This is a genomic window from Metabacillus litoralis (assembly GCF_007994985.1).
Lineage (GTDB): Bacteria > Bacillota > Bacilli > Bacillales > Bacillaceae > Metabacillus > Metabacillus litoralis.
Genome location: NZ_VOQF01000013.1, coordinates 45,589 through 67,360, shown reverse-complemented (window position 1 = coordinate 67,360; position 21,772 = coordinate 45,589). Strand labels below are relative to the sequence as shown.

Here is a 21,772-nt window from a genome sequence, read left to right as displayed (position 1 = left end):
AAGTATTATTAATAAAATTTGTTTGTAAAGGTTGAATGAAAATGACAAAAAAGCACGTTCGTATTTACATCTGTTTGTTTCTATTATTATTAATCACATTTACTTTTTATTCAGCTTATAGTATATGGTCGTTTAGCAAAGAAAATCAATTAGTAACAACAGATGCAGCGATTGTTCTCGGTGCTGCTGTATGGAATAACGAGCCGTCACCTGTCTTTAAAGAAAGAATAAACCACTCAATTTGGCTTTATGAAAATGGATATGTAGAGAAACTAATCTTTACTGGTGGAAGTGTAGATAGTAGTGATCCTACAGAATCAGAAGTCGCAAGAAATTACGCAATAAAAAATAATGTGAAACAAGAAGATATATTGCTAGAAAAAGAATCTAGAGTAACGGAAGAAAATCTAAAATATGCTTATAAAATTGCTTCGGAACAAAATCTGAAAACCTTCACAATTGTAAGTGATCCACTACATATGAAACGAGCTATTTTATTAGCTAAAGAAAGTGGGATGGAGGAGGTATACTCGTCTCCAACGCCTAGTTCAGTATATAAATCTTATAAAAGCAAAGTCCCTTTTTTCTTAAGAGAACTGTTTTTATATGAAGTATATATTATTAGTTCACCATTTAGATAAAGCACAAATAACCATACTATTGTCCATAAATTGACCTGATCAATTTGTAGAAACACTTCAAAGAGAGACCACACAGGCAGAAGAGGCTCCAAAACCTAAGTTGTTTTTTCCCAGTAAAGCTAAGAACTAAGACCTTTAGGAAAATCAACAACGAGTTCAACAGTAACTTTTTCCAAAAAATCAATATAGTTCAAAACACTCAGTTTCATTTGAAAATTTCGTTAATATTCGTCATTTTTTAGTACAATAAAACTATTAATATTTGTTACTATTTAACTGTTTTAATTATTTTTACCAAAAACTTAGTTTGTTGTATAGATAAACTAAGTGTGTGTTGTTATAATCAATATCAGTTAGGAATTCAACTACATAAACAAAATGTAAGCCCTTACTTTGATGACCTGACTAGAAAAGAAAATATAGTAAAAGGAGGTAAGTAGAGTTTTTTCAGATATGAGTTTTTAGAGTGTCTCAAAAATTTATAAATAAAAAGGAGATTAGAACATGTTTAATGTTTTACGAAAACCAATTATTTCTGGATTAGCTTTAGCCTTAATTTTACCTGTAGGAATGAACACCGCATCTGCAGCAAATACAAATAAACAAAATATCAGTGCATTAACAGCACCACAATTAGATCAAAGATATAAGAAGTCTTTCTCAATTGGTGCTGCAGTAGAGCCTCATCAATTAGAAGGAAAAGACGCACAAATGTTAAAGCGTCATTATAATAGTATTGTTGCCGAGAATGTGATGAAGCCAGTTAATATTCAACCAGAAGAAGGCGTATTCAATTTTGAGGAAGCTGATAAAATTGTCAATTTTGCTAAAGAAAATAATATGGAAATTCGCTTTCATGCGCTAATTTGGCATAGTCAAATACCACAATGGTTTTTCCAAGATAAACTAGGTAACCCTATGGTTAATGAAACAGATCCATTAAAACGTGAAGCAAATAAACAGCTATTGTTAGACCGCATTGAAACTCATGTGAAAACAATCGTAGAACGTTATAAAGATGATGTAAAATCATGGGATGTTGTTAATGAAGTAATTGATGACGGAAATCCCCCAAATGGGAAAGGATTACGTGAGTCTGAATGGTTCAAACTGACAGGCACTGACTATATTAAAGTAGCTTTTGAAACGGCAAAAAAATATGGTGGAGAAAATGTTAAGCTTTATATCAATGATTACAATACAGAAGTAGAATCCAAAAGAGATAATCTATATAACTTAGTGAAAGAATTATTAGATCAAGGTGTTCCAATTGATGGTGTTGGTCACCAATCACATATCCAAATTGGCTGGCCAACTCTACAACAAACTGAAGATTCTATTAATCTATTTGCAAGTCTTGGTTTAGATAACCAAATTACTGAGCTTGATGTAAGCCTTTATGGCTGGCCACCAAGACCTGCATATAAGTCTTATGACGAGATTCCAGGAGAGGTTTTTGAAAATCAAGCAGATCGCTATGATGCGTTGTTCAAATTATACGAAAAATTAGATGATAAAATTAGCAACGTTACATTCTGGGGAATTACGGATAACCATACATGGTTAGACGATCGTGCAGAGGAATACAATGATGGAGTTGGAAAAGATGCACCATTTTTATTTGATCCCGACTATAAAGTAAAACCTGCATATTGGGCAATAATTGATCATAAATAACTACTTAATAAGGGTGTAGGAAATCTAGGCTATAATGCAAAAATTGAAAATGATATATTTATTCTACATCTAGCCAACAAGTTATCCTTGTTGGCTTTTCTTAGTTTGATTTTTAAGTAAGCTTTATTTATGCAATTTTAAAAAATAATAGATAAAATCTTAATAATTAAAGGGGATTATTAACAAATGTAGAACTATTATTTGACTAGTAAAAAAAGGGAATTTAGGAGGTGTACTATTCTATGAAATGCCAAAAAAACGAAAAATTTATTGATCGTATTGATGCTGTTTTCCTGCCTGTCAGAAATCTAGAGGAGTCAATGAATTGGTATCAGAAAATATTCGGTTTTGATTTACGTTGGAAAAATGATAGAATGTGCGGTCTTTCTATAGCCCCTAATTGTGGGTTTCACCTAGTCCAGATACCAGACTTTGAACCAATTAATACATATACACCTTTTAATTATGTTGTAACAGACATTGAAAAAACACGAGAAAAGCTAGTTGAAAAAGGAGTTATTGTTTCAGAATTAAGAAAAGGTGATCCTAAACGTTTTGATATGACTGATCTAAATGGAAATATGATAAGTATTATACAAATATAAAATAAAGGTAATTTTAGAAAAGCATAAAAATTTAAAAAGAGTACGAGAAGGGGGGGGGGGAATATGCAGTATATTTTACTTGTTATCATTTTAGGAGTTATTATTTTTAGCTTTATTAGAATGATTAGAAAAAAAACGTATACACAAAATAATAAGTATACACCAATTGATGACATTAATAATGGAGTCTTAGGATCTAATAAACCTGATCCTCTTAGTATAGAATCAAGAACTGAAATACAATATGAAGATGTTGATAAATAATATCAAATAACTAGGAGAGAAAAGAAGAATTACATATACTATGCATTTCAGTTTTCTTTCCTAAAATATTAGCTCAATTACTTCGAAGTATCTCTTTCTAATAACTCTATAATTCTATCAAGCTTTTGTTCAATGCTACTGTTTCTAGATGGTTTCTTTGTAAAAAGAAAACGCACAAGGAAAAATACAACAGCAAAAATACCAATCAAAATAATAAACATTATAATTTAAAAAATCACATCACCAGTATTCATAATTGCCCCTTTTTACATGTTTTGGATAATTATATCATATTTCTCATCAAGCACTAATATAAGAAAATAATTATCACTAGATTAACTATACAAGAGGAAGATGATAATAAATTCAATCTTACCTATGTGAAACAATTAATAGTCCGAAACTATCGCTCTTGTTATTCGTAATAGTATGTAGACGTATGGAGGTGTAATTTTGGAACTAAAGCCACATTCATCACATAGTATTAACATCGTTACAAAGAAAAAATTCCGTATAAAAAGCGTTTTAAACCTATATGGTATCTTTATCTTTCTAGGATTAATAGTATCAATTTTTACTGTTCCTTTAACAATTAATGAAGAATTAGAGTTGACCCGAAACAAGATGGAAATAACAAAGATAAAGAAATATTTATCCTTTATTTTTTCTTCTGGGATTATCTATTTCTTTTCCGTGAATGTATACGGTCTAAGAAAAATCGGAAGAAAGTTATTTTTGATTACTATGGTCTTAGTTTTGAGTTTTAGTATTTTTATGATTTTTTATCTATTATCTCATCCAACAAAACACTAAACAAAAATTGAACAAAATCAAACATACCTAATTTATTTCAGTTAATGCAAATACACGTTAATTTTCAGGTTAATTTAGGTTTATATTTAAAAATTGACGTTAGAAACAACAGAATACATCCCTTTCTGTCTGGGAGTAACACAGAGGATGAATGAATATGAAATGTGGATCCAAATGCTTTTATGTTGAATTGGAAGTTGAAGGTGAAACAAGAATGAAGGCAATCACCGCAAGAACACCAGCTGAAGCAAGAAAAACGATTCGTTTAGAATACGGAGATGATGCAAATATAGTTTCAGTCCTGAAAGATAAGAATAATAAGAGAATTTAAGCGACTGTTTCTCCTACCATTTCTAAATAAAACAAAACAAATTGGAGGATTTAACCTGAAAGGTATGTTAAGAAACACAGTTTTCCTGTTAATACTATGTATCCTTTTCATATACTTAGTAGATTTATTTACAATTAATCACAATGTTATTTCTGGAAACGGTAATTTAGGACTTTTGTTTATGTTTCCAGGACTTATTATTTTCTTGCTTTTTGCATACAGTATTTGGATCTGCTTGGGCAATTTACAATTACCAACAAAGACATGGATGTTTATATCTTTCGGAGCATTTTTCCTACTGCTGCTTTTTTGTTATTTAGAATATACGTTTGTGCTTCAATTAATTGACAGTTTAGGTGGTACACCAGAAATAGAAACCTCAAAAATTTATCGCTACTCATGGCTAAATCAATATACAAATACTCTTTTCATTAATTTCTTCACCCTTAGTATATTCATCAGTGGTGTAGTTTTATTAAGATCTTTTTTGAGGTTGAAATAAATAGGGAAAGAGGGTAGTCAATACCCTCTCAGTTTGTACAGTTCACTCAGGGGATATGGAAAAAACTCATAACTACAGCACAACTTCATTTTTGATTACACAATTTCTACCCATCTTCTTTGCTTCGTATAAAGCTAAATCAGCACGCTTAAGTAGTGAATCAACCGTATCTCCCTTACAATAACTAGCTACGCCCACACTAGAAGTAACACCGATAACGGAAAATTGATTTAATTCAATAGCTATACGAATATTATCGGCATGATTGACCGCTTCTTGTATTGTTAGAGGTGTATAGGCAATAAATTCTTCTCCTCCCCATCTGCCTAAAAACTCGTTTTTAGAAAGCTTTTGTTCGATAAGTGAAGCGAACTCTTGTAATATAGTATCTCCAACATCATGTCCAAAGTTGTCATTTATCTTTTTAAAGTAGTCAATATCAAAAAATAAAACAGAAAATGATGTATTCCTCTTATTTGCAACTTCAATCATTTCATCAAAAACGATCGAACTCTTTCTACGATTAGGAATTTCTGTTAAATCATCATAATATGCATTTCTTTTAAGTGCATGATATTCTGCATGTATTGAAACAATATATTGAAAAGAATAAATCACTAAGATATAGATTAGGTGTGCTATATAATAACGGATAACAGAGTCTAATTGTTGTCCTGATAAATCAGTGAAATATGGTAGACCTATTAATAAATTAAGAACTAAAATCAAGAAGGATACAATTAAACCAAACCTTTTACCTAATACAAGAAACAAATAAATAGTATATAGCGGCATCCAAATAATAAAATCACCAAGAGATTGACTGTCCATTTTTGCAAAGTCTACACTCATACTTTCGAAGAATTTTCCGATTAAATAAATACTAGTTAAGACAAGATTGGTTAATTCATGATAATGGACAAAAACAGAATTCTTTAGTAAAAACAAGCTAGCCAAGAAGTAAATAATTAATAAAATTGAGATAAAATACGTTATTTTGGAATCTCCTATTAGAAATAAATAACCAAATAGATATATTAATATGAACATACTTGAATAAAAGTAAATTGTTTTCTTTATCTTAGCCAATGAATCTATATTAACTCTCATAAATATGTTCCTTCCGTTTAAACTCAACAATTATCCAGAAGTATTAGACGACAATTTTCTACATTTTATCATCATATAGTCCCAGTTTATATCACAATGACAGCGACAGCAAGAAATCATTTTAAAGGAATAAATAAGCATTCTTTACCTTTCCTAGAAAAAAAGTATCTTTTGCTTGAGTTATTATTTATTTGAAATAAAATAGATAATATGCATATTCTTTAGCCAATGAAGGCAAATACAGGTGTTGCAGAATAAATCCACTCCATTATTCTCTCTTTACATTCAACCAAGGCAAGTTTTCCTTATTAAATGGAGCGGACGTTATAAGCGAAATTCACTTAAGAATGAAAAAACTTTAAGGAGAATGGTAAATATGAAATATAGAAAATTAGGTAATAGTGGACTAAAGGTTAGTGAAATTGGTTTAGGTAGTTGGTTAACGTATGGTAAGGCAGTAAATGATCATACTGCACATGATTGTATACATAGAGCATATGAGTTGGGAATTAACTTTTTTGATACAGCAAATGCATATGAAGAAGGAAAAGCAGAGATCGTCCTAGGCGAAGCTTTGCAAAGATATGAGAGAAGTAGTTATGTTGTTGCAACAAAACTATTTTTCCCAATGGGTCAAGGTCCGAATGAACGTGGTTTGTCAAGAAAACATATTATCGAACAATGTGATGCTAGCTTAAAACGACTAGGATTAGATTATATTGATTTATATCAATGTCACCGTTTTGATCCAGAAGTGCCAATGGAAGAAACACTGTATGCTTTGGATGACTTGGTTAGACAAGGAAAGATTTTATATGCGGGAGTAAGTGAATGGAGTGCTGCTCAAATAGAGAAAGCAGTAGGAATAAGAAAAGATCTTCATTTAAGACCAATTATTTCAAACCAGCCTATATATAATATGCTAGAAAGATATATTGAAGAAGATGTATTACAAGTATCTAACGAAAATGGAATGGGACAAGTTGTGTTTTCTCCATTAGCACAAGGTGTTCTAACTGGGAAGTATAAACCGAATGCAGAGAAGCCTAGTGATAGTCGTGCTGCAAATGATTCTACTAATTTTGTTATCAATAGCTATCTTCGTAATGATGTATTACAGTGTGTTGAAAAATTAAACACACTTGCAACTGATTTGGATTTATCACTAAGTCAATTATCACTAGCATGGATTCTTAGTCATGAAGGGATAAGTTCAGCAATTATAGGAGCAAGCAGGCCACAGCAGATTGAAGAAAATGTAAAAGCTGTTGATATTGAACTTAGCAAAGAAACTTTGCAAGAAATTGATGAAATTCTTGAAGAAATAAAAGGATTTGCACCGTTAAGATAATTAGTTTACTAGGTTTAATCTTAACAGGAATAAGCGTCTAAATTGTTCATCTTCGCGTTGTGTAATCAGAAACAATCTAGAAGAAATAACCAAAACTTAATGGTACAATTCTCTGCGTTATTGAATTCTTATTAAAAGCAACAATATTAAAACACAAAACGGTGCATACCTTTAAATAGGAATGCACCGTTTTGTAAATTAGGATAATTAATGCAAATTAAGGAATTTATAGTGTTAGTATTTCCATATTTCTCTTTATACAGTTGCGATAATTAACAAATGACATTTAATAAACAACCTTTCAAATAGACTCTTTTAATTACCGTCCTTTTATTAGTCTCTCTATAGCACTTCTCTAGATAAGAGTCTAACATCTCTATCAATCAACTAAGTGCAATCACAGTAATAAATAACTACTCTTCTGAAATTTTACTTCAAGTATAAAGGAGGATGAAGGACAATTGTAGAATCATTGTTAACTTTTTTATTGTTTATCGCTATTATTCTCCCTTTTACAACCTTTGTCCATGAACTTGGTCATGCCTTAGTGTATGAATGCCTCACTCGTTCAATTTGTTATAATAATCATTCCATTTAAGTATCCAGCTTTTTTTGGTTCATATAGCGGATTCTCAAGTGATGGTTATAAAATAATAAAGCTAATGCGACATAAATAAGCTTTTCGTAAATTTGTTGCCATTTACAAGTTTTTCTATCTCTCATATAATATCATTAGTGATGTAATCGAATATACACAAATAGGTTCTTAATTTTTTTAAGATTAATAGGGAAGTTGGTTTAAATCCAACGCGGTCCCGCCACTGTAAACACTGAGCAAACAAATAATAATCCACTGTAATTATTTTATGGGAAGGATGTGTTATGCCTTGAGGTGTAAGCCAGGAGACCTGCCTATTTGGGTGATCAAAGATCCTTCGCGGAAAGGAGATTTGGAAGAATAAGAGTCTATTTATATTCAACAAAAAACTTTTATGCTTTTAAGTTTCCGTCTTTCCATTTGGTTAGGCGTTTTTTTGTAGGCTGTTTCCGTAAACATTGTGCTTTTAGTAAATTGATGGCTACAGCACCGTATACAGTCTAGAGGTATCTTTTCTTCTAAAGATTGTACTTAAATACGATAAAAAAACGATTTTCAGTATGTAATTAGGGCAATTAGCAACAAACTTTCAAAATAAAGCTTTGTTTTAAAAAGAAATGAGGAGATCTAAATGAGCGAAAAACAAAAAGGATTAACTCTTGTTTATACAGGAGAAGGAAAAGGTAAAACTACAGCATCAATTGGATTAACAGTTCGAGCTGTGGGTCAAGGACTTTCAGTAAAGGTTTTACAATTTATTAAATCAAATAAACGTACATATGGTGAGAAAATATCATTAGAAAAACTAGGAGTTGAAATGATTCAGCTTGGAGAAGGGTTTACATGGACGAAAACACCTGAGATTCATCGAACAGCTTTAAAATCAGCGTGGAAAATTGCGAAAGATACCGTTATGTCTGGTCAATATGATGTTGTTGTATTAGATGAATTAAATAATGCCTTGGCAATCGATTCGTTTCCAATCGATGATGTATTACCAATTGAAGAAGTGAAAGAACTTATTCGCACGAAACCTAGCCATGTTAATTTAATTATTACCGGAAGACATGCTAAGGATGAAATTATAGAACTCGCAGATCTTGTGTCTGTTGTCAATGTCGAGAAGCATTATTATGATGAAGGAATTCCTGCTGTTAAGGGTATTGAATATTAATAGAAAGTGAGATTACATTGATGATTTTTTCGAAAGCTATTGTGGACACAATAAAAGGAATAGAAAAACTAAATGCAGAGTCGATGACTACTGCTAAAACACATATCAATTCACTAACAAAGCCACTCGGAAGTTTAGGGAAACTAGAAGACCTTGCGATTCAACTAGCTGGAATAACAAATGACCCCTTACCTGAAGTATCACCACCTGGAATTGCTGTGTTTGCAGCAGATCATGGTATTACAGAAATGGGTGTTTCAGCTTATCCAAAGAATGTAACAGCACAAATGGTTTATAATTTTCTAAATGGTGGAGCAGCAATTAATGTGTTTGCTAAGCAAATACAGGCTGTGTTAAAAATTGTAGATATTGGTGTTGCAGAAGAATTAAAACATAATAAGTTAGAAGAAAAGAAAGTCATGAACGGAACAAATAATTTCGCCCTTGAAAATGCTATGAATAATAATGAGGTTAATCAGGCATTACAAGTTGGCATAGAAACAGCGATGATGCTTATTAATGAAGGAGCTAAAACGATTATCGTTGGTGAAATGGGTATTGGAAATACAACATCAGCAAGTGCGATCACCGCTCTAATTACTGGATGTTCAGTAGAAGATGCTGTTGGTTATGGAACTGGTATTTCTGAACACATGAGAGAAAAAAAGATTGAAATTATAACAAATGCACTTTTAGTCCGAAAACCGAACCCAAATGACCCATTTGATATTTTATCAAAGGTTGGTGGTTTAGAAATAGCTGGTATGACTGGTGCAATACTTAAAGCCGCTGAACAAAAAGTACCTGTTATTATTGATGGTTTTATATGTACCGCATCTGCGCTATTAGCTGTACTCATGGATGAAAAAGTAAGTGGCTATTTGATTGCCGGGCATCAATCACAGGAAAAAGGTCATGGTCATGCATTGTCATTTCTACAAAAACAACCATTATTACAGTTGGATTTAAGATTAGGCGAAGGTACTGGAGCGGCTCTTGCGTTTCCACTTATTCAAGCTGCATCGAATATGATGAATGAGATGGCAACCTTCGAATCAGCGGGTGTATCAGAAAAAAGTTAAACTAGAAAATGATAACTATTCTTTATTTACACACTATATAACTTCATTTATAATTGTCAATGTCACAAAAAACAAATATTTCGACAATAGGTCCTAATTAAAGGCTTTTTTTGATAGATTGCTACTATTGATCTTATCACTCGGTGAAAGATCGGTAGCATTCATTTTTCAAAGAAAAGACTTCTTTAAGCTTTAGGATAATAGGGAAGTTTGGTTATAATCCAACGCGGTCCCGCCACTGTAATTGCTGAGTGATCTTCTAAATAGCCACTGTACGCTTTGTATGGGAAGGGGAAGATTTTATTATGACGCATAAGCCAGGAGACCTGCCTATTGTAACAGTAAGTATTCTTCGAGGAAAAGAATGGCTTTATAATGCGGTGTTTAATTAGAGGCTTCTGAAAACAATGACGTTAATTAAAGGAATTTGAGCATTCTTTTTATCTAACAAGGCCTAAAAAAAACCACAATTTTTCTGCATTTATCGCCTTTTCCTATGGAATAGGCGTTTTTTGTTGGCTAAAAATGATAAGGAGTGTTTGCATTGACAACAAGTAGAAAAAAGTGGACATTATTTAGCTTAATCTTTGTACTTCTGATGATGTTCACAATTGGTTGTGGAACTGATTCTGTTCAACAAGAAAAAGATTCTTCAACAACAACAGAAAATACTGAGGATGCTAGCACAACAGAAGTGGATGCTCCATTTCCTGTTACAGTTACAGATGGTACTGGTGAGGAAGTAACGATCGAATCAGAACCTAAAACAATTGTTTCAGTAATCCCAAGTAATACAGAAATTACATATGCAATTGGACAAGGCGAAAAACTAGTTGCTGTAGATGAGTATAGTAATTATCCTGAAGAAACAGCTGAGCTTGAAAAAATCGGTGGTCAGCAATTAAATGTTGAAAAAATATTAGCATTACAGCCAGATCTTGCATTAGTTACAGAATATCAACATGATAATAATCGAGATGTGTTAACACAATTTAAAGAAGCTGGAACAGACGTCATTGTGATTAATAGTGCGGAATCCTTTGATCAAGTATACCAATCCATCGCTTTAATTGGTAAGGTAACTGGTGCATCAGAAGAAGCGGAACAAGTTGTTACAGAAATGAAAGAAAGTCTTGAAGAAATAAGAGAAAAAGCAAAAGCAGTAACAGAAAAGAAAAAGGTATGGGTAGAAGTGTCACCATCTCCTGACATTTTTACAACAGGTAAAAACACATTTATGCATGAAATGCTAGAGTCCATTAATGCCATTAATACAGCAGGTGATCAAACAGGTTGGGTGAAAATGACAGAAGAAGAAATCGTCACATTAAATCCAGATGTTATCATAACTACTTATGGTTACTATGTTGAAAATCCAACTGAAGGCGTATTAAGCCGTGCTGGTTGGGATGAAGTGCCAGCAATAAAACAAGAGCAAGTATTTGATGTAAATAATGATACCGTCACAAGACCAGGTCCAAGATTAATTGATGGAGTTGAGACTCTTGCGAAGCTCATATATCCAGATGTTTTTGAAAAATAAACTAGCTTGGATGTACTTACTAACAGGAGTGTTTGTCATTTTGGCAGCTCTCCTAGGTTTGTTCATTAGTAGTGTACATTATCCAATAACTGTAATTCTCGACATTTTATCAAGCAAAATAATAGAAACACAACTATTTGGTGAAAACATTCCACTAATTGCTGAACGAATCATTTGGGAAATTCGCTTTCCACGAGTATTATTAGCTTTCTTTGTTGGTGCCGCGTTAGCATTAGCAGGTGCAGCTTTTCAAGGACTTTTACGAAATCCACTCGCTGATCCTTTCACTATTGGTGTATCATCTGGTGCAGCTCTAGGTGCTGTAATAGTTTTATATTTTCAAATTTCCATATCTTTTTTGGGAGTTTATACATTACCAATCATCTCCATTATCTCAGGATTTATTGCAATGTTTATTGTATTTAGCGTTACCGCTTTAGCAAACAAGACACTTTCCATTGAAACGATTATATTAGCTGGCATTATAGTGAGTTCTTTTATAAGTGCAGTTGTTTCACTAATAATCGCGTTAAGTCCTCAAGAAGATGCACGTGCCATCTTGTATTGGTTGATGGGGAATATTGGGATGAGAGGCTGGAGCCATGTAAAATTACTAATACCATTTTTTATTATAGGTGCATGTTTTTTACTTTTCCGTGCACGCGAACTCAATGCTTTTGCATTAGGAGAAGAAGCAGCAGAGCATTTAGGTGTGAATGTTCGAAAAGGAAAAATACTCATTATTGTGGGTGCATCTTTATTAACAGGAGCTGCTGTATCAGTTTCTGGTTCAATTGGCTTTGTTGGATTAGTTATTCCTCATTTTACGAGATTATTAATCGGACCAAATCATAAACAAGTTCTACCTCTATCATTGTTATTAGGAGGAGGTTACCTGGTTCTTGCAGATTTGTTTGCTCGTACAATTATCGCACCTAGCGAGTTACCTATAGGTGTTATTACAGCTTTAATTGGAGCTCCTGTATTTGCATTATTGCTAATTAGGGAGCGACTTGGAAGGGGGTAGAGAGTTATGATAACACTTCAAAATGTTTCAGGTGGCTATTTGAAAAAGAGCATTGTTAAAAATATCAGCCTTACAATTGATAAGGGGCACTTTTATGCATTAATTGGTCCAAATGGCAGCGGAAAAACCACCCTAAGTAAATTAATCACAGGTGTATTGCCATTACAATTAGGTTCAATCACAATTATGAATAAGCTATTGCAACAGTATTCCTCTATAGAAAGAGCGGAAATGATGGCTGTTTTATCACAAGAAGCAGCTGTAGAATTCGACTTTTCTGTTGAAGAGATTGTCAGCCTTGGTCGCTATCCACATCAAAAGGGATTTTTTAAGTCTATATCAAATTATGATAAAGAGATTGTCAAAGATGTAATGGAAAAAACATATGTAGATCAATATAGAAATAAGCTATTTAAACAGTTAAGTGGTGGAGAAAAACAACGTGTTTTGCTTGCGAAAGCATTAGCACAAGAGCCTAAGATATTGATATTAGACGAACCAACCAATCATTTGGATATGAGGCATACTCTTGAAATGCTTCAACATTTACAAGAGTATCAAAAAAATCATGAATTAACGATTATTGCGATTTTACATGATTTAAATATCGCTTCACTATTTGCAAATAAAATAGGTTTATTACATCATGGTCTTTTAGTTGAAACAGGTGATCTATCTTTATTACAAAAAGAAGAAAAACTACAACAAGTTTATGAAGTAGCTATCAAAACAAACTTTCACCCTGTGATTGCAAAACCGCAAATTTCCTTAATACCGAATAAAACGAAACAACTACATACAAATCTTGATTATCAAATTAACACAACAAAGAACTTTATCCATATTCATTTCCCACATCCTATGCGAACAATTTCAAACGCTGTATTAGGTGAAGGACTTTATTGGAGTAGAAATTTCTGTAATTTTCATGTTCACTACAATTACAATTGTTCAAATCCAAAGCAAGATATTCTAAATTGGCTACAACAAGCAAAGATTTCGACTTATGATACAGTTGGGATGATGACAGCTGTTATTTTAGAGGATAAAAGTGTTATTAAAGAGAATATAGAAGGCATTGAAATTTTATCAGTCATTACAGCAGGTGTTGGAAATGCTGTTGACATCACACAGCAGCACCAAAATTCTAGCGATAAAATTGGAACTGTTAATATCATGATATTTCTTGATGCACATTTAACAGATGGAGCACTAGTTAATAGTATCCAATCTGCAACAGAAGCTAAAACAAAAGTATTTACAGATCTACAAATAAAAGATCCCAACACCCAAACGATTGCCACTGGTACATCTACAGATTCCACATTAATAGCATCAACACAAAATGGTGAATCAACAACATATGCTGGTTCAGGAACAAAGCTTGGAAAAGCCATAGGAAAGGTTGTCTACAATGGTTTAATTGAGGCACTACATAACTATGAAAAACGGAAGAAAAAGATATGATAATGAGTGTCTTTGATCTTCATGTCTATCTTATTTTACTCGCTGTTTTACTCGACGGCTTAATTGGTGATCCTAAATGGACTCCACATCCTGTTATTATCATTGGAAAAGGAATTAGCACTCTTGAAGAAGCATGGAATAAAGATAGATATCGTAAATGTAAAGGTTTGTTATTACTGATTAGCATTGTTGGTGGAACCTATCTTTTTGTTTATTTCGTTTTAGAGGTACTAGCACTAATTCATCCAATTCTTTCGCTATTATTTGAGATTTACTTTATTTCTTCCACAGTTGCGATAAAAGGCTTACAGCAGGCAGCAACAGATGTTCAAAAACCATTGAAAAATAATGACTTGATAACGGCTAGAAAAAAACTCGGGTATATTGTTGGACGTGATACACATGATTTACCAGCATCTGAAATTGTTCGCGGTACTGTAGAAACAGTGGCTGAAAACACAGTTGACGGAGTGATTTCCCCATTATTTTGGGCCTTAATCGGTGGGGCACCTTTAGCAATGGCTTATCGTGCAATCAATACACTAGATTCTATGGTCGGTTACAAAAATGAAAAATTCATAGATTTCGGATGGGCATCAGCTCGTTGTGATGATCTGGCAAACTATGTTCCAGCCCGTCTTACTGCATTGTGCATGTGGATTTTTTCATTATTTGTCCCAAAATTAAGACGATGGAATGCTCTTAAAGTTACATTTCGTGATGCGAAAAAACACCCAAGTCCAAACGGCGGTTGGCCTGAAGCCATGACAGCAGGCTTATTAGGTGTGGTTTTAGGTGGGCAAAACAAGTATGAAGGAATTGTTTCCTATCGAGCTGAAATGGGTCATTTTTATCGAAAGCTACATGTAGGGGATATAACGAGTACAGTTTTATTTATGCATGGAGCTTGGATCGTATTTATAATCCTTCTTTTTTGTATTACCCTGATATAAGATTTTTATCTATTTGTTCACAATGATAGCCTCTAATCAAACAAGAAAGGCTTGATGTACATGAAGTGGCCCGCACATGGTGGTCAACCATCTAAAATTTTCGAATTAACTGGTATTAATCAAAACGAAAAAATATACGATTTTAGTGCAAATCTCAATCCATTGGGACCACCACGAAAAATAAAACAGGAATTTTTGCAATCTTTCAAACAAATCCAAAACTATCCAGATCCAGATTACATGGAGGCAACAAAACTAGTATCTAAACATGAGAATTTACCAGAAGATCATGTTCTTCTTACAAATGGAGGCGCTGAAGCAATCTTCCTTATTGCACATCTTTTTTCAGGACAAAAAGCATTAGTAATTGAACCAACTTTTTCTGAATATAAACGCGCTTGTGAGGTTTATAACATAGATGTTTCGTCACTATCACTTTCTGATGATAATCATTTTACACTTCCACTTGAATCCATAGTAGAAAAGCTTCATGAAGTAGATATTGTTTTTATATGTCGACCAAATAACCCAACTGGGACAATGACATCTATAGACGAAATGAAAATAATCATCGAAAATGCTTCTAAGTATGGAACAACAATTATTGTTGATGAAGCTTTTATTCATTTTGCTCCAAGCGAGTATGAAGATTTAACATCTTTAGTAGAAACCAACCACAATTTAATTTTGCTACGTTCTTTAACAAAAATCTATTCAGTACCCGGTTTAAGACTTGGATATATTATTGCTAATCAACACAAAGTTAACAAATTGCGCTCAAAACAAATTCCTTGGAGTATAAATGGAGTTGTAACTAGTCTTTTGCCTTATTTATTTGCAGATGAAACTTTTATTGAACATACAAAAAACTGGCTTAAAAAACAATTAATATATATGAAAGCTGAACTTACTAGTCTAGGTTTTTATGTTTCTCCAACAGTTGTAAATTTTTATTTACTTCAAGATGATCATAAAAATACAGAAGAGTTATTTCGTTTTTTATTAAACCATCAACTAATTCCTCGTCATACTCAAACATTTAAAGAACTAGAGGGTCGTTATTTAAGGCTGGCTGTTCGTAATGAAGAGGAAAACAAATATCTACTTAATGTGTTACGTTTGTGGAGGGAGCAACAATGATTACGTTTATATCAGGTGGAGCAAGATCTGGTAAAAGCTCCTATGCAGAAAAACTTGCTTTGGAAACATATCACCAAAATTTAAACAACACATCTATAAATAACAAACTTTATTATATCGCAACGGCAGAGCGTTCTGACGGTGAAATGAAGGATCGTATTAATAGGCATGTTCACGAACGATCAAATTTATGGGATACACTTGAAGCACCGATGAACTTATCAACTTTACTAGAAAATCTACATAATCAGGATGTGCTACTAATCGACTGTTTAACACTATGGTTAAACAATATGATGTACAAAAAACAAGCAGACTTAACTCAATTAATTGAAGAAGTGACGAGTTGGATTGATATTAGCATACGAAAACAACTAAATCTTTTTATTGTTTCAAATGATTTAAATGAAGGCATGCTAGTGAAGGATTATTTTACTCATCAATATATGTATGCACTCGAAAATGTCCATCACTTTCTTATTAGTGAATGTGATGCTGCTTATCAAGTCATTGCCGGAATTCCGATTCAGTGGAAGGAGGGGGAATGAGTGATTGCCTTTTTTCATGGCTTTTTACTAGCTCTACAATTTTTAACAAGGATACCGATTCCGCTTACACTTTCTTGGGAAAAAGGAACAATTAAAGGGGCACTTGTCTCGTTTGCGCTTGTTGGATTTGTGATAGGTGGACTTTTAATTTCCTTTCTTTATCTTTTCTATCCCGTTTTACCACATTGGATGACTGCTTTTGCCTTAATTTCATTATGGGTATTTTTAACTGGTGGTTTACACCTTGACGGGTTAATGGATGTTGCAGATGCATTAGGCTCAAATGGTTCTCCTGAGAAGCAACGGGAAATTATGAAAGACCCTCATGTTGGGAGCTTTTCAGTTCTTGCTGTTATCTTTCATATTGGTTGGAAAACTGCGTTTATTTATGGTTTGCTCAATGCTAAATCGGTAGAGTTTGATCAACTTTCAATCATTCTATTATTCATTCCTGCATGTAGTCGTTTACTAGCACTTCTCCTTTTATTTAATGTACCAGTGATGAAAAGAGAAGGACTTGCTTTTGAATGGAAGAAATACCTTACACATAAAGAGATGATTCTTGCGTTCTTACCAATAAGTATTATTATTATCATTGCTCCGATTATGTTACTTCTTTTAATAGCTTATTTAATTCTTTTTTTTATAGGACGAAAATGGATCAAAAACACCTTTCATGGAATTAATGGAGACTTAGTCGGTACTTCTATAGAGGGAGGAGAACTATGTGGACTGGCAATTGTTTGGATATATATCTCATTCGTCATGGTGTGACAAAATCCAATCTTGAAAAGCGATACTTAGGTCATACTAATGAGCCTTTAATTAATCATCATGAAGAGCAATTTACTGTTTTAAAATCAGGATTAAAACGAATAAAATTCCACTATTGCTTCTCAAGTGATCTTAAACGTTGTGTCCAAACAACTAAACTTCTAATAAAGAATGCACCTGTTTGTTTAGATACTAGATTAAGAGAATTGAATTTTGGTGAGTGGGAAGGTAAAACTTATAATTTATTAAAAAATGATGCTGAGTACCGCGCTTGGCTTGATGATATGCATAACCTTTCCCCTCCAAACGGTGAAAAACTAACACAATTACAAGCACGAATTGATGACTTTTTTAATGATCTTTTGTCGCTAAATTACCAAGAAAGCAAAAACATTTTAATAGTCACACATGGAGGGACAATACGTTCTTGTTTACTTAAATTTAAGATTACAAACAACCTATGGGAATTACCTGTTAATCATGGAAATGGCTATAAGGTAACTTTAATACAAAGTAAGGGGGAATGGATATGCAGCTCGTGGTCGGTGGTGCCTATTCAGGAAAAAGAAAAATCGTAAAACAAAGTTGTGAGAACCTTATTTTGCATAGTGCCTACAATGGCGATGAATTCAGTAAATGGCAAACTTCCCTCAAACAGAATTCAACTTTCGTTATGGAAGGCTGGGAAAAGTGGGTTGAAGAACAATTAATAAGTGGAAAATCAATTGACGAAGTTAAAAGCTTTTTTATTGAAGAAATTGATAAGCTATGTGAAGCCGAAAAATCATTACAATTTCCCTTTTATTTTATTATGTTAGAAATGGGAAGAGGAATTGTTCCGATGCTAGAAAAAAACAGGAACATTCGTGATGTATGTGGCTGGATCTTACAATATGCTGCAAATAAGGCTGAAGAAGTTTATTATTGCTGGCATGGATTAGCTAGAAAAATTAAATGAATCATTATTTAGATATAACTAAATCATAGTAAGCAAATCATCTAAAAAAAACATAAATTTCAGCAAATTCAATCAATGAATCTTAATTGTATTTACCTTTTATCAATGATAGATGTAAAAATGTTATTGAAATACATCGAATATTCATATATTATAGCAAATAGACATTCATACATAATTAAATAGAAGCAATAAGTTAAGATGCCTATCGGCTTAAAAGGGAATCTGGTGAAACTCCAGAGCTGTTCCCGCAACTGTAAGTGTGGACGAAATAAGATAACCACTGTTTGAAATCCTTTTCTAGTATAAAGGTTTTAAATGGGAAGGTCTTAAAGTAGATTGAAGCACAAGTCAGGAGACCTGTCTTAATTTATCAAGTTTCAGTTTCTTCGGGAGGTGAGAAGGTGAAACGATCGCAATTCATATAACAAGTATTACTCTTGTTTCATGCTGCTGTCGTTTTCATCCGCTCACAATTGTGTGCGGATTTTTTATATTGGTTTATGTTCTAAGCATGATGTATTACAACTCATTTTGGACGAAAAAAAGTGAAACTAATGCATAAATGGATGATGCACAACTAGACCTAAGGTACATAAGAGGTTCGTGTCATCTATGTTGATTGATAACCCAAAAAAGTTTTACTATCATTTCGCTTTTGGACATATACTCTATTAATTTGTAATAACCATTAAACTAGCTAAACGAAAAAATCAAATTAGGTGCCATAGCATTGATTTGCTTGGTTAAAAGGGAAGCACGGTGAAAAACCGTCACGGTACCCGCCACTGTTATGGGGAGCTTGCATGCTAACCGTCACTGATTTAACAAAATCGGGAAGACGCATGTAATCTATGATCCTAAGTCAGGAAACCTGCCTAATTTATTGTATACACATACCTACGGGAAAATAGGTAGATGTGTTATAAATATCGCAATTTGTATGTTTATGCGTATTTGTACACCTCTACCTAAGTAGAGGTTTTTTTTATTGAGAATCTACTAAATTTCTAAAAATATCTTTCAATTCATGAGAAAAGGACGTGTCAAAGCATGACAACTTGGAATTTATCGGAAACAAAGCATCATGTACTTATTTGTAATGGTAGTAGCTGTATGAGAAAAGATGGAGAAGAAGTAACACAAGCCATTCGTGATGAAATTACAAGACTAGATTTAGATACGAAAATTCATACAACACGAACGCGCTGTAATGGAAGATGTAAAGATGCATGTGTTGCCATTGTTTATCCTGAGGGGACTTGGTACAAAGCGTTATCACCTGATTTAGGTAGGAAAATTGTTCAAACTCACTTAGCAGGTGGAGAAGTTTTAGAAGAAGCAGTGATCTATCATTATGAAGATGAATCATTCGTTGCACCTGAAACTAGTAAATCGATTAAAGGGATCCAAAAGCCTATTAAAGAGAGTGTGTAATTTACACTTCGTAAACGTGATTAAAAGCTAGTAACCTATGAAAGGATGATCGTATGTTGCGAGGAAAGTTACTTGTCATTGGCTTTGGTCCAGGAAGCTTTGAACATATGACAAATCGAGCAATGGAAGCAATTAAAGAAAGCGATTATATTATCGGCTATAAAACATATGTTGATTTGATTAAAGATTACCTCACAAATCAAAAAATCATTAGTACAGGTATGTCTGAGGAAGTAAGTCGTGCCCAAGCAGCTGTTCGTTACGCAGAAGAAGGGAAAACAGTAGCGGTGATCTCTAGTGGTGATGCTGGAGTTTATGGGATGGCAGGTCTTGTTTACGAGGTACTTATAGAAAAGGGCTGGAAAGAAGCAACAGGTGTTTCAGTAGAGGTAATTCCAGGAATATCTGCGATCAATTCTTGTGCATCTTTGCTTGGTGCTCCTGTTATGCATGATGCCTGCACAATTAGTTTAAGTGATCATTTAACACCATGGAATTTAATTGAAAAACGAATAGAAGCTGCAGCACAAGCTGATTTTGTTGTTACTTTCTATAATCCGAAAAGCGGTCGTCGTACAAGACAAATTCAAGAGGCGCAACGAATTTTACTAAAATATCGTTCACCAAGTACACCGGTAGGTCTTGTAAAAAGTGCTTACCGTGATCGTCAGCATGTTGAAATTACAGATCTTGAACATATGCTTGATTTTGATATTGGGATGTTAACAACAGTCGTCATTGGAAATTCTTCCACGTTCTTATATGACAATAAAATTATCACACCAAGAGGATATCAACGGAAATATACGTTAAATACAACAGAGCAGAGATTAAGACCACATGAAAGATTGCGCCATGAAAACGAACCATGGGCCCTTCATCAAGGGAAAAATGATTCAGTAACAAATGTTGCAGTTAAGGAAAAAAGAAGACTAGCTACAGCAGCAACAGGTTCTTCCTTAGAGTTAGCCATTGAAGCTCTTACTAAAGTTGAAAAGAAGCAGACTTATGATACCACTCCTGCTGCTGTTCATCATCCTGTTGAATCTATCTTCGAATTTGCTGTTAGTCCTGGTATTGCAAACAAAAAGTTCACACCAACACAACTTATTACATTAGCAGAAGTTGTTGGTAAAAAAGGATCAATGGAATATACACCACATCATCAAATTTATGTAAAGGTTCCAACAGCTGAGCCAGAAGATGTAACAAAAAAATTAACAGATGTCGGCTTTATTTTAGAACCAATTGGTGATGTTTTTCAAATAAAAGCCTGTGACTTTTGTGAAGGTGAGAAAAAAGATTCCATACCTCATGCTGAAAAAATCCATCAAAAACTAAGTGGTCTTGATTTACCAAAGGAATTAAAGCTCGGTTTTAATGGTTGTGGAATGGCTTGCTTTGGGGCTGTTAATGAAGATATTGGTATTGTTTTTAGAAAAGGGAAATTCGATTTGTTTTTAGGAGCAAAAACTGTAGGTAGAACCGCTCACGCTGGGCAGCCTGTTGCAGAAGGAATTGAGCCTGATGACATTGTTGAATTGATTGAAAATATCGTATTAGAGTACAAAGAAAAAGGACATCCAAATGAACGTTTTTTTAAATATTTCAAACGTGTTGGTAAAATTCAAAACTTCCAATATAAAGACATGACACCAAAGATCGAAATAGAACCAGCTCCATGTGGAGATTAAAAAGAGCTCTTTTCTGAAAGATTGTTGCTAATTGACATCTTTAACTGTTGTAACAAGTGTTTCATCGCATAAAAATTACAATT

Annotated in this window: 22 protein-coding genes and 4 riboswitches; of the genes, 20 read left to right on the top strand and 2 right to left on the bottom strand. The window is 33.3% G+C overall.

Annotated features, from left to right (window positions below):
- Positions 1–35: 35 nt before the first annotated feature.
- The 4 genes from FS935_RS18420 (at position 36) to FS935_RS18405 (ending at position 3,187) form a co-directional block, all read left to right on the top strand.
- Complete coding sequence (locus tag FS935_RS18420) at positions 36–641, top strand: YdcF family protein (RefSeq protein ID WP_146950114.1); 606 nt, start codon at positions 36–38, stop codon at positions 639–641.
- A gap of 504 nt (positions 642–1,145) precedes the next feature.
- Positions 1,146–2,318, top strand: a complete 1,173-nt coding sequence (locus tag FS935_RS18415) for an endo-1,4-beta-xylanase (RefSeq protein ID WP_146950113.1) — start codon at positions 1,146–1,148, stop codon at positions 2,316–2,318.
- A 242-nt stretch (positions 2,319–2,560) separates the two neighbouring features.
- The gene (locus FS935_RS18410) at positions 2,561–2,923 is read left to right on the top strand and encodes a VOC family protein (RefSeq protein WP_146950112.1); all 363 of its coding nucleotides are present in this window, start codon (positions 2,561–2,563) and stop codon (positions 2,921–2,923) included.
- 63 nt (positions 2,924–2,986) lie between these two features.
- The gene (locus tag FS935_RS18405; RefSeq protein WP_146950111.1) at positions 2,987–3,187 is read left to right on the top strand and encodes a hypothetical protein; all 201 of its coding nucleotides are present in this window, start codon (positions 2,987–2,989) and stop codon (positions 3,185–3,187) included.
- 77 nt (positions 3,188–3,264) lie between these two features.
- Here FS935_RS18405 and FS935_RS18400 read toward each other — a convergent pair whose 3' ends face one another.
- Positions 3,265–3,408 carry a DUF4083 family protein gene (locus FS935_RS18400; RefSeq protein ID WP_146950110.1) on the bottom strand — a complete coding sequence of 48 codons (144 nt, stop codon included), beginning with the start codon at positions 3,406–3,408 and terminating at the stop codon, positions 3,265–3,267.
- 232 nt (positions 3,409–3,640) lie between these two features.
- Here FS935_RS18400 and FS935_RS18395 point away from each other — a divergent pair, with 232 nt between their 5' ends.
- Together FS935_RS18395 and FS935_RS23685 are read left to right on the top strand one after the other, a co-directional pair.
- On the top strand, positions 3,641–4,000 hold the full coding sequence (locus FS935_RS18395; protein ID WP_146950109.1) for a hypothetical protein: 360 nt from the start codon (positions 3,641–3,643) through the stop codon (positions 3,998–4,000).
- A gap of 157 nt (positions 4,001–4,157) precedes the next feature.
- On the top strand, positions 4,158–4,331 hold the full coding sequence (locus FS935_RS23685) for a hypothetical protein (RefSeq protein WP_168714491.1): 174 nt from the start codon (positions 4,158–4,160) through the stop codon (positions 4,329–4,331).
- A 574-nt stretch (positions 4,332–4,905) separates the two neighbouring features.
- Here the strand turns inward: FS935_RS23685 and FS935_RS18390 are convergent.
- Positions 4,906–5,943 carry a GGDEF domain-containing protein gene (locus FS935_RS18390; protein ID WP_146950108.1) on the bottom strand — a complete coding sequence of 346 codons (1,038 nt, stop codon included), beginning with the start codon at positions 5,941–5,943 and terminating at the stop codon, positions 4,906–4,908.
- A gap of 376 nt (positions 5,944–6,319) precedes the next feature.
- Between FS935_RS18390 and FS935_RS18385 the strand changes: the two genes are divergently transcribed.
- The 14 genes from FS935_RS18385 (at position 6,320) to cobJ (ending at position 21,689) form a co-directional block, all read left to right on the top strand.
- Entirely contained in the window at positions 6,320–7,294 is a 975-nt protein-coding gene (locus FS935_RS18385; RefSeq protein ID WP_146950107.1) for an aldo/keto reductase family protein, read from the top strand.
- 743 nt (positions 7,295–8,037) lie between these two features.
- Positions 8,038–8,224: riboswitch (cobalamin riboswitch) on the top strand.
- 299 nt (positions 8,225–8,523) lie between these two features.
- Positions 8,524–9,066: a cob(I)yrinic acid a,c-diamide adenosyltransferase gene (locus FS935_RS18380; RefSeq protein WP_146950106.1), complete on the top strand. Its 543-nt coding sequence runs from the start codon at positions 8,524–8,526 to the stop codon at positions 9,064–9,066.
- Positions 9,067–9,086: 20 nt separating this feature from the next.
- Positions 9,087–10,148 carry a nicotinate-nucleotide--dimethylbenzimidazole phosphoribosyltransferase gene (gene cobT / locus FS935_RS18375; RefSeq protein ID WP_146950105.1) on the top strand — a complete coding sequence of 354 codons (1,062 nt, stop codon included), beginning with the start codon at positions 9,087–9,089 and terminating at the stop codon, positions 10,146–10,148.
- A gap of 160 nt (positions 10,149–10,308) precedes the next feature.
- Positions 10,309–10,496: riboswitch (cobalamin riboswitch) on the top strand.
- A 250-nt stretch (positions 10,497–10,746) separates the two neighbouring features.
- The gene (locus FS935_RS18370; RefSeq protein WP_146950166.1) at positions 10,747–11,691 is read left to right on the top strand and encodes an ABC transporter substrate-binding protein; all 945 of its coding nucleotides are present in this window, start codon (positions 10,747–10,749) and stop codon (positions 11,689–11,691) included.
- A complete protein-coding gene (locus FS935_RS18365; protein WP_240050955.1) occupies positions 11,654–12,718 on the top strand; it encodes a FecCD family ABC transporter permease in 1,065 nt (354 codons plus the stop codon). The genes FS935_RS18370 and FS935_RS18365 overlap by 38 nt, the downstream gene beginning before the upstream one ends.
- Positions 12,719–12,724: 6 nt before the next feature.
- On the top strand, positions 12,725–14,185 hold the full coding sequence (locus tag FS935_RS18360) for an adenosylcobinamide amidohydrolase (RefSeq protein ID WP_146950103.1): 1,461 nt from the start codon (positions 12,725–12,727) through the stop codon (positions 14,183–14,185).
- Positions 14,182–15,138, top strand: a complete 957-nt coding sequence (cbiB, locus tag FS935_RS18355; protein WP_146950102.1) for an adenosylcobinamide-phosphate synthase CbiB — start codon at positions 14,182–14,184, stop codon at positions 15,136–15,138. Before FS935_RS18360 ends, cbiB begins: the two co-directional genes overlap by 4 nt.
- Before the next feature lie 60 nt (positions 15,139–15,198).
- Entirely contained in the window at positions 15,199–16,278 is a 1,080-nt protein-coding gene (gene cobD / locus FS935_RS18350; RefSeq protein ID WP_158638650.1) for a threonine-phosphate decarboxylase CobD, read from the top strand.
- The gene (locus FS935_RS18345; RefSeq protein ID WP_146950100.1) at positions 16,275–16,826 is read left to right on the top strand and encodes a bifunctional adenosylcobinamide kinase/adenosylcobinamide-phosphate guanylyltransferase; all 552 of its coding nucleotides are present in this window, start codon (positions 16,275–16,277) and stop codon (positions 16,824–16,826) included. The genes cobD and FS935_RS18345 overlap by 4 nt, the downstream gene beginning before the upstream one ends.
- Complete coding sequence (gene cobS / locus FS935_RS18340; RefSeq protein ID WP_146950099.1) at positions 16,827–17,600, top strand: adenosylcobinamide-GDP ribazoletransferase; 774 nt, start codon at positions 16,827–16,829, stop codon at positions 17,598–17,600.
- Positions 17,552–18,178, top strand: a complete 627-nt coding sequence (locus FS935_RS18335) for a histidine phosphatase family protein (RefSeq protein WP_146950098.1) — start codon at positions 17,552–17,554, stop codon at positions 18,176–18,178. The genes cobS and FS935_RS18335 overlap by 49 nt, the downstream gene beginning before the upstream one ends.
- Entirely contained in the window at positions 18,130–18,558 is a 429-nt protein-coding gene (locus FS935_RS18330) for a bifunctional adenosylcobinamide kinase/adenosylcobinamide-phosphate guanylyltransferase (protein WP_158638649.1), read from the top strand. Before FS935_RS18335 ends, FS935_RS18330 begins: the two co-directional genes overlap by 49 nt.
- A 182-nt stretch (positions 18,559–18,740) precedes the next feature.
- A riboswitch (cobalamin riboswitch) is annotated at positions 18,741–18,940 on the top strand.
- 321 nt (positions 18,941–19,261) lie between these two features.
- Positions 19,262–19,454, top strand: a riboswitch (cobalamin riboswitch).
- 157 nt (positions 19,455–19,611) lie between these two features.
- Positions 19,612–19,995 carry a (2Fe-2S) ferredoxin domain-containing protein gene (locus FS935_RS18325; RefSeq protein WP_146950096.1) on the top strand — a complete coding sequence of 128 codons (384 nt, stop codon included), beginning with the start codon at positions 19,612–19,614 and terminating at the stop codon, positions 19,993–19,995.
- Between the two features lie 53 nt (positions 19,996–20,048).
- On the top strand, positions 20,049–21,689 hold the full coding sequence (gene cobJ, locus FS935_RS18320) for a precorrin-3B C(17)-methyltransferase (RefSeq protein ID WP_240050954.1): 1,641 nt from the start codon (positions 20,049–20,051) through the stop codon (positions 21,687–21,689).
- Positions 21,690–21,772 lie beyond the last annotated feature (83 nt).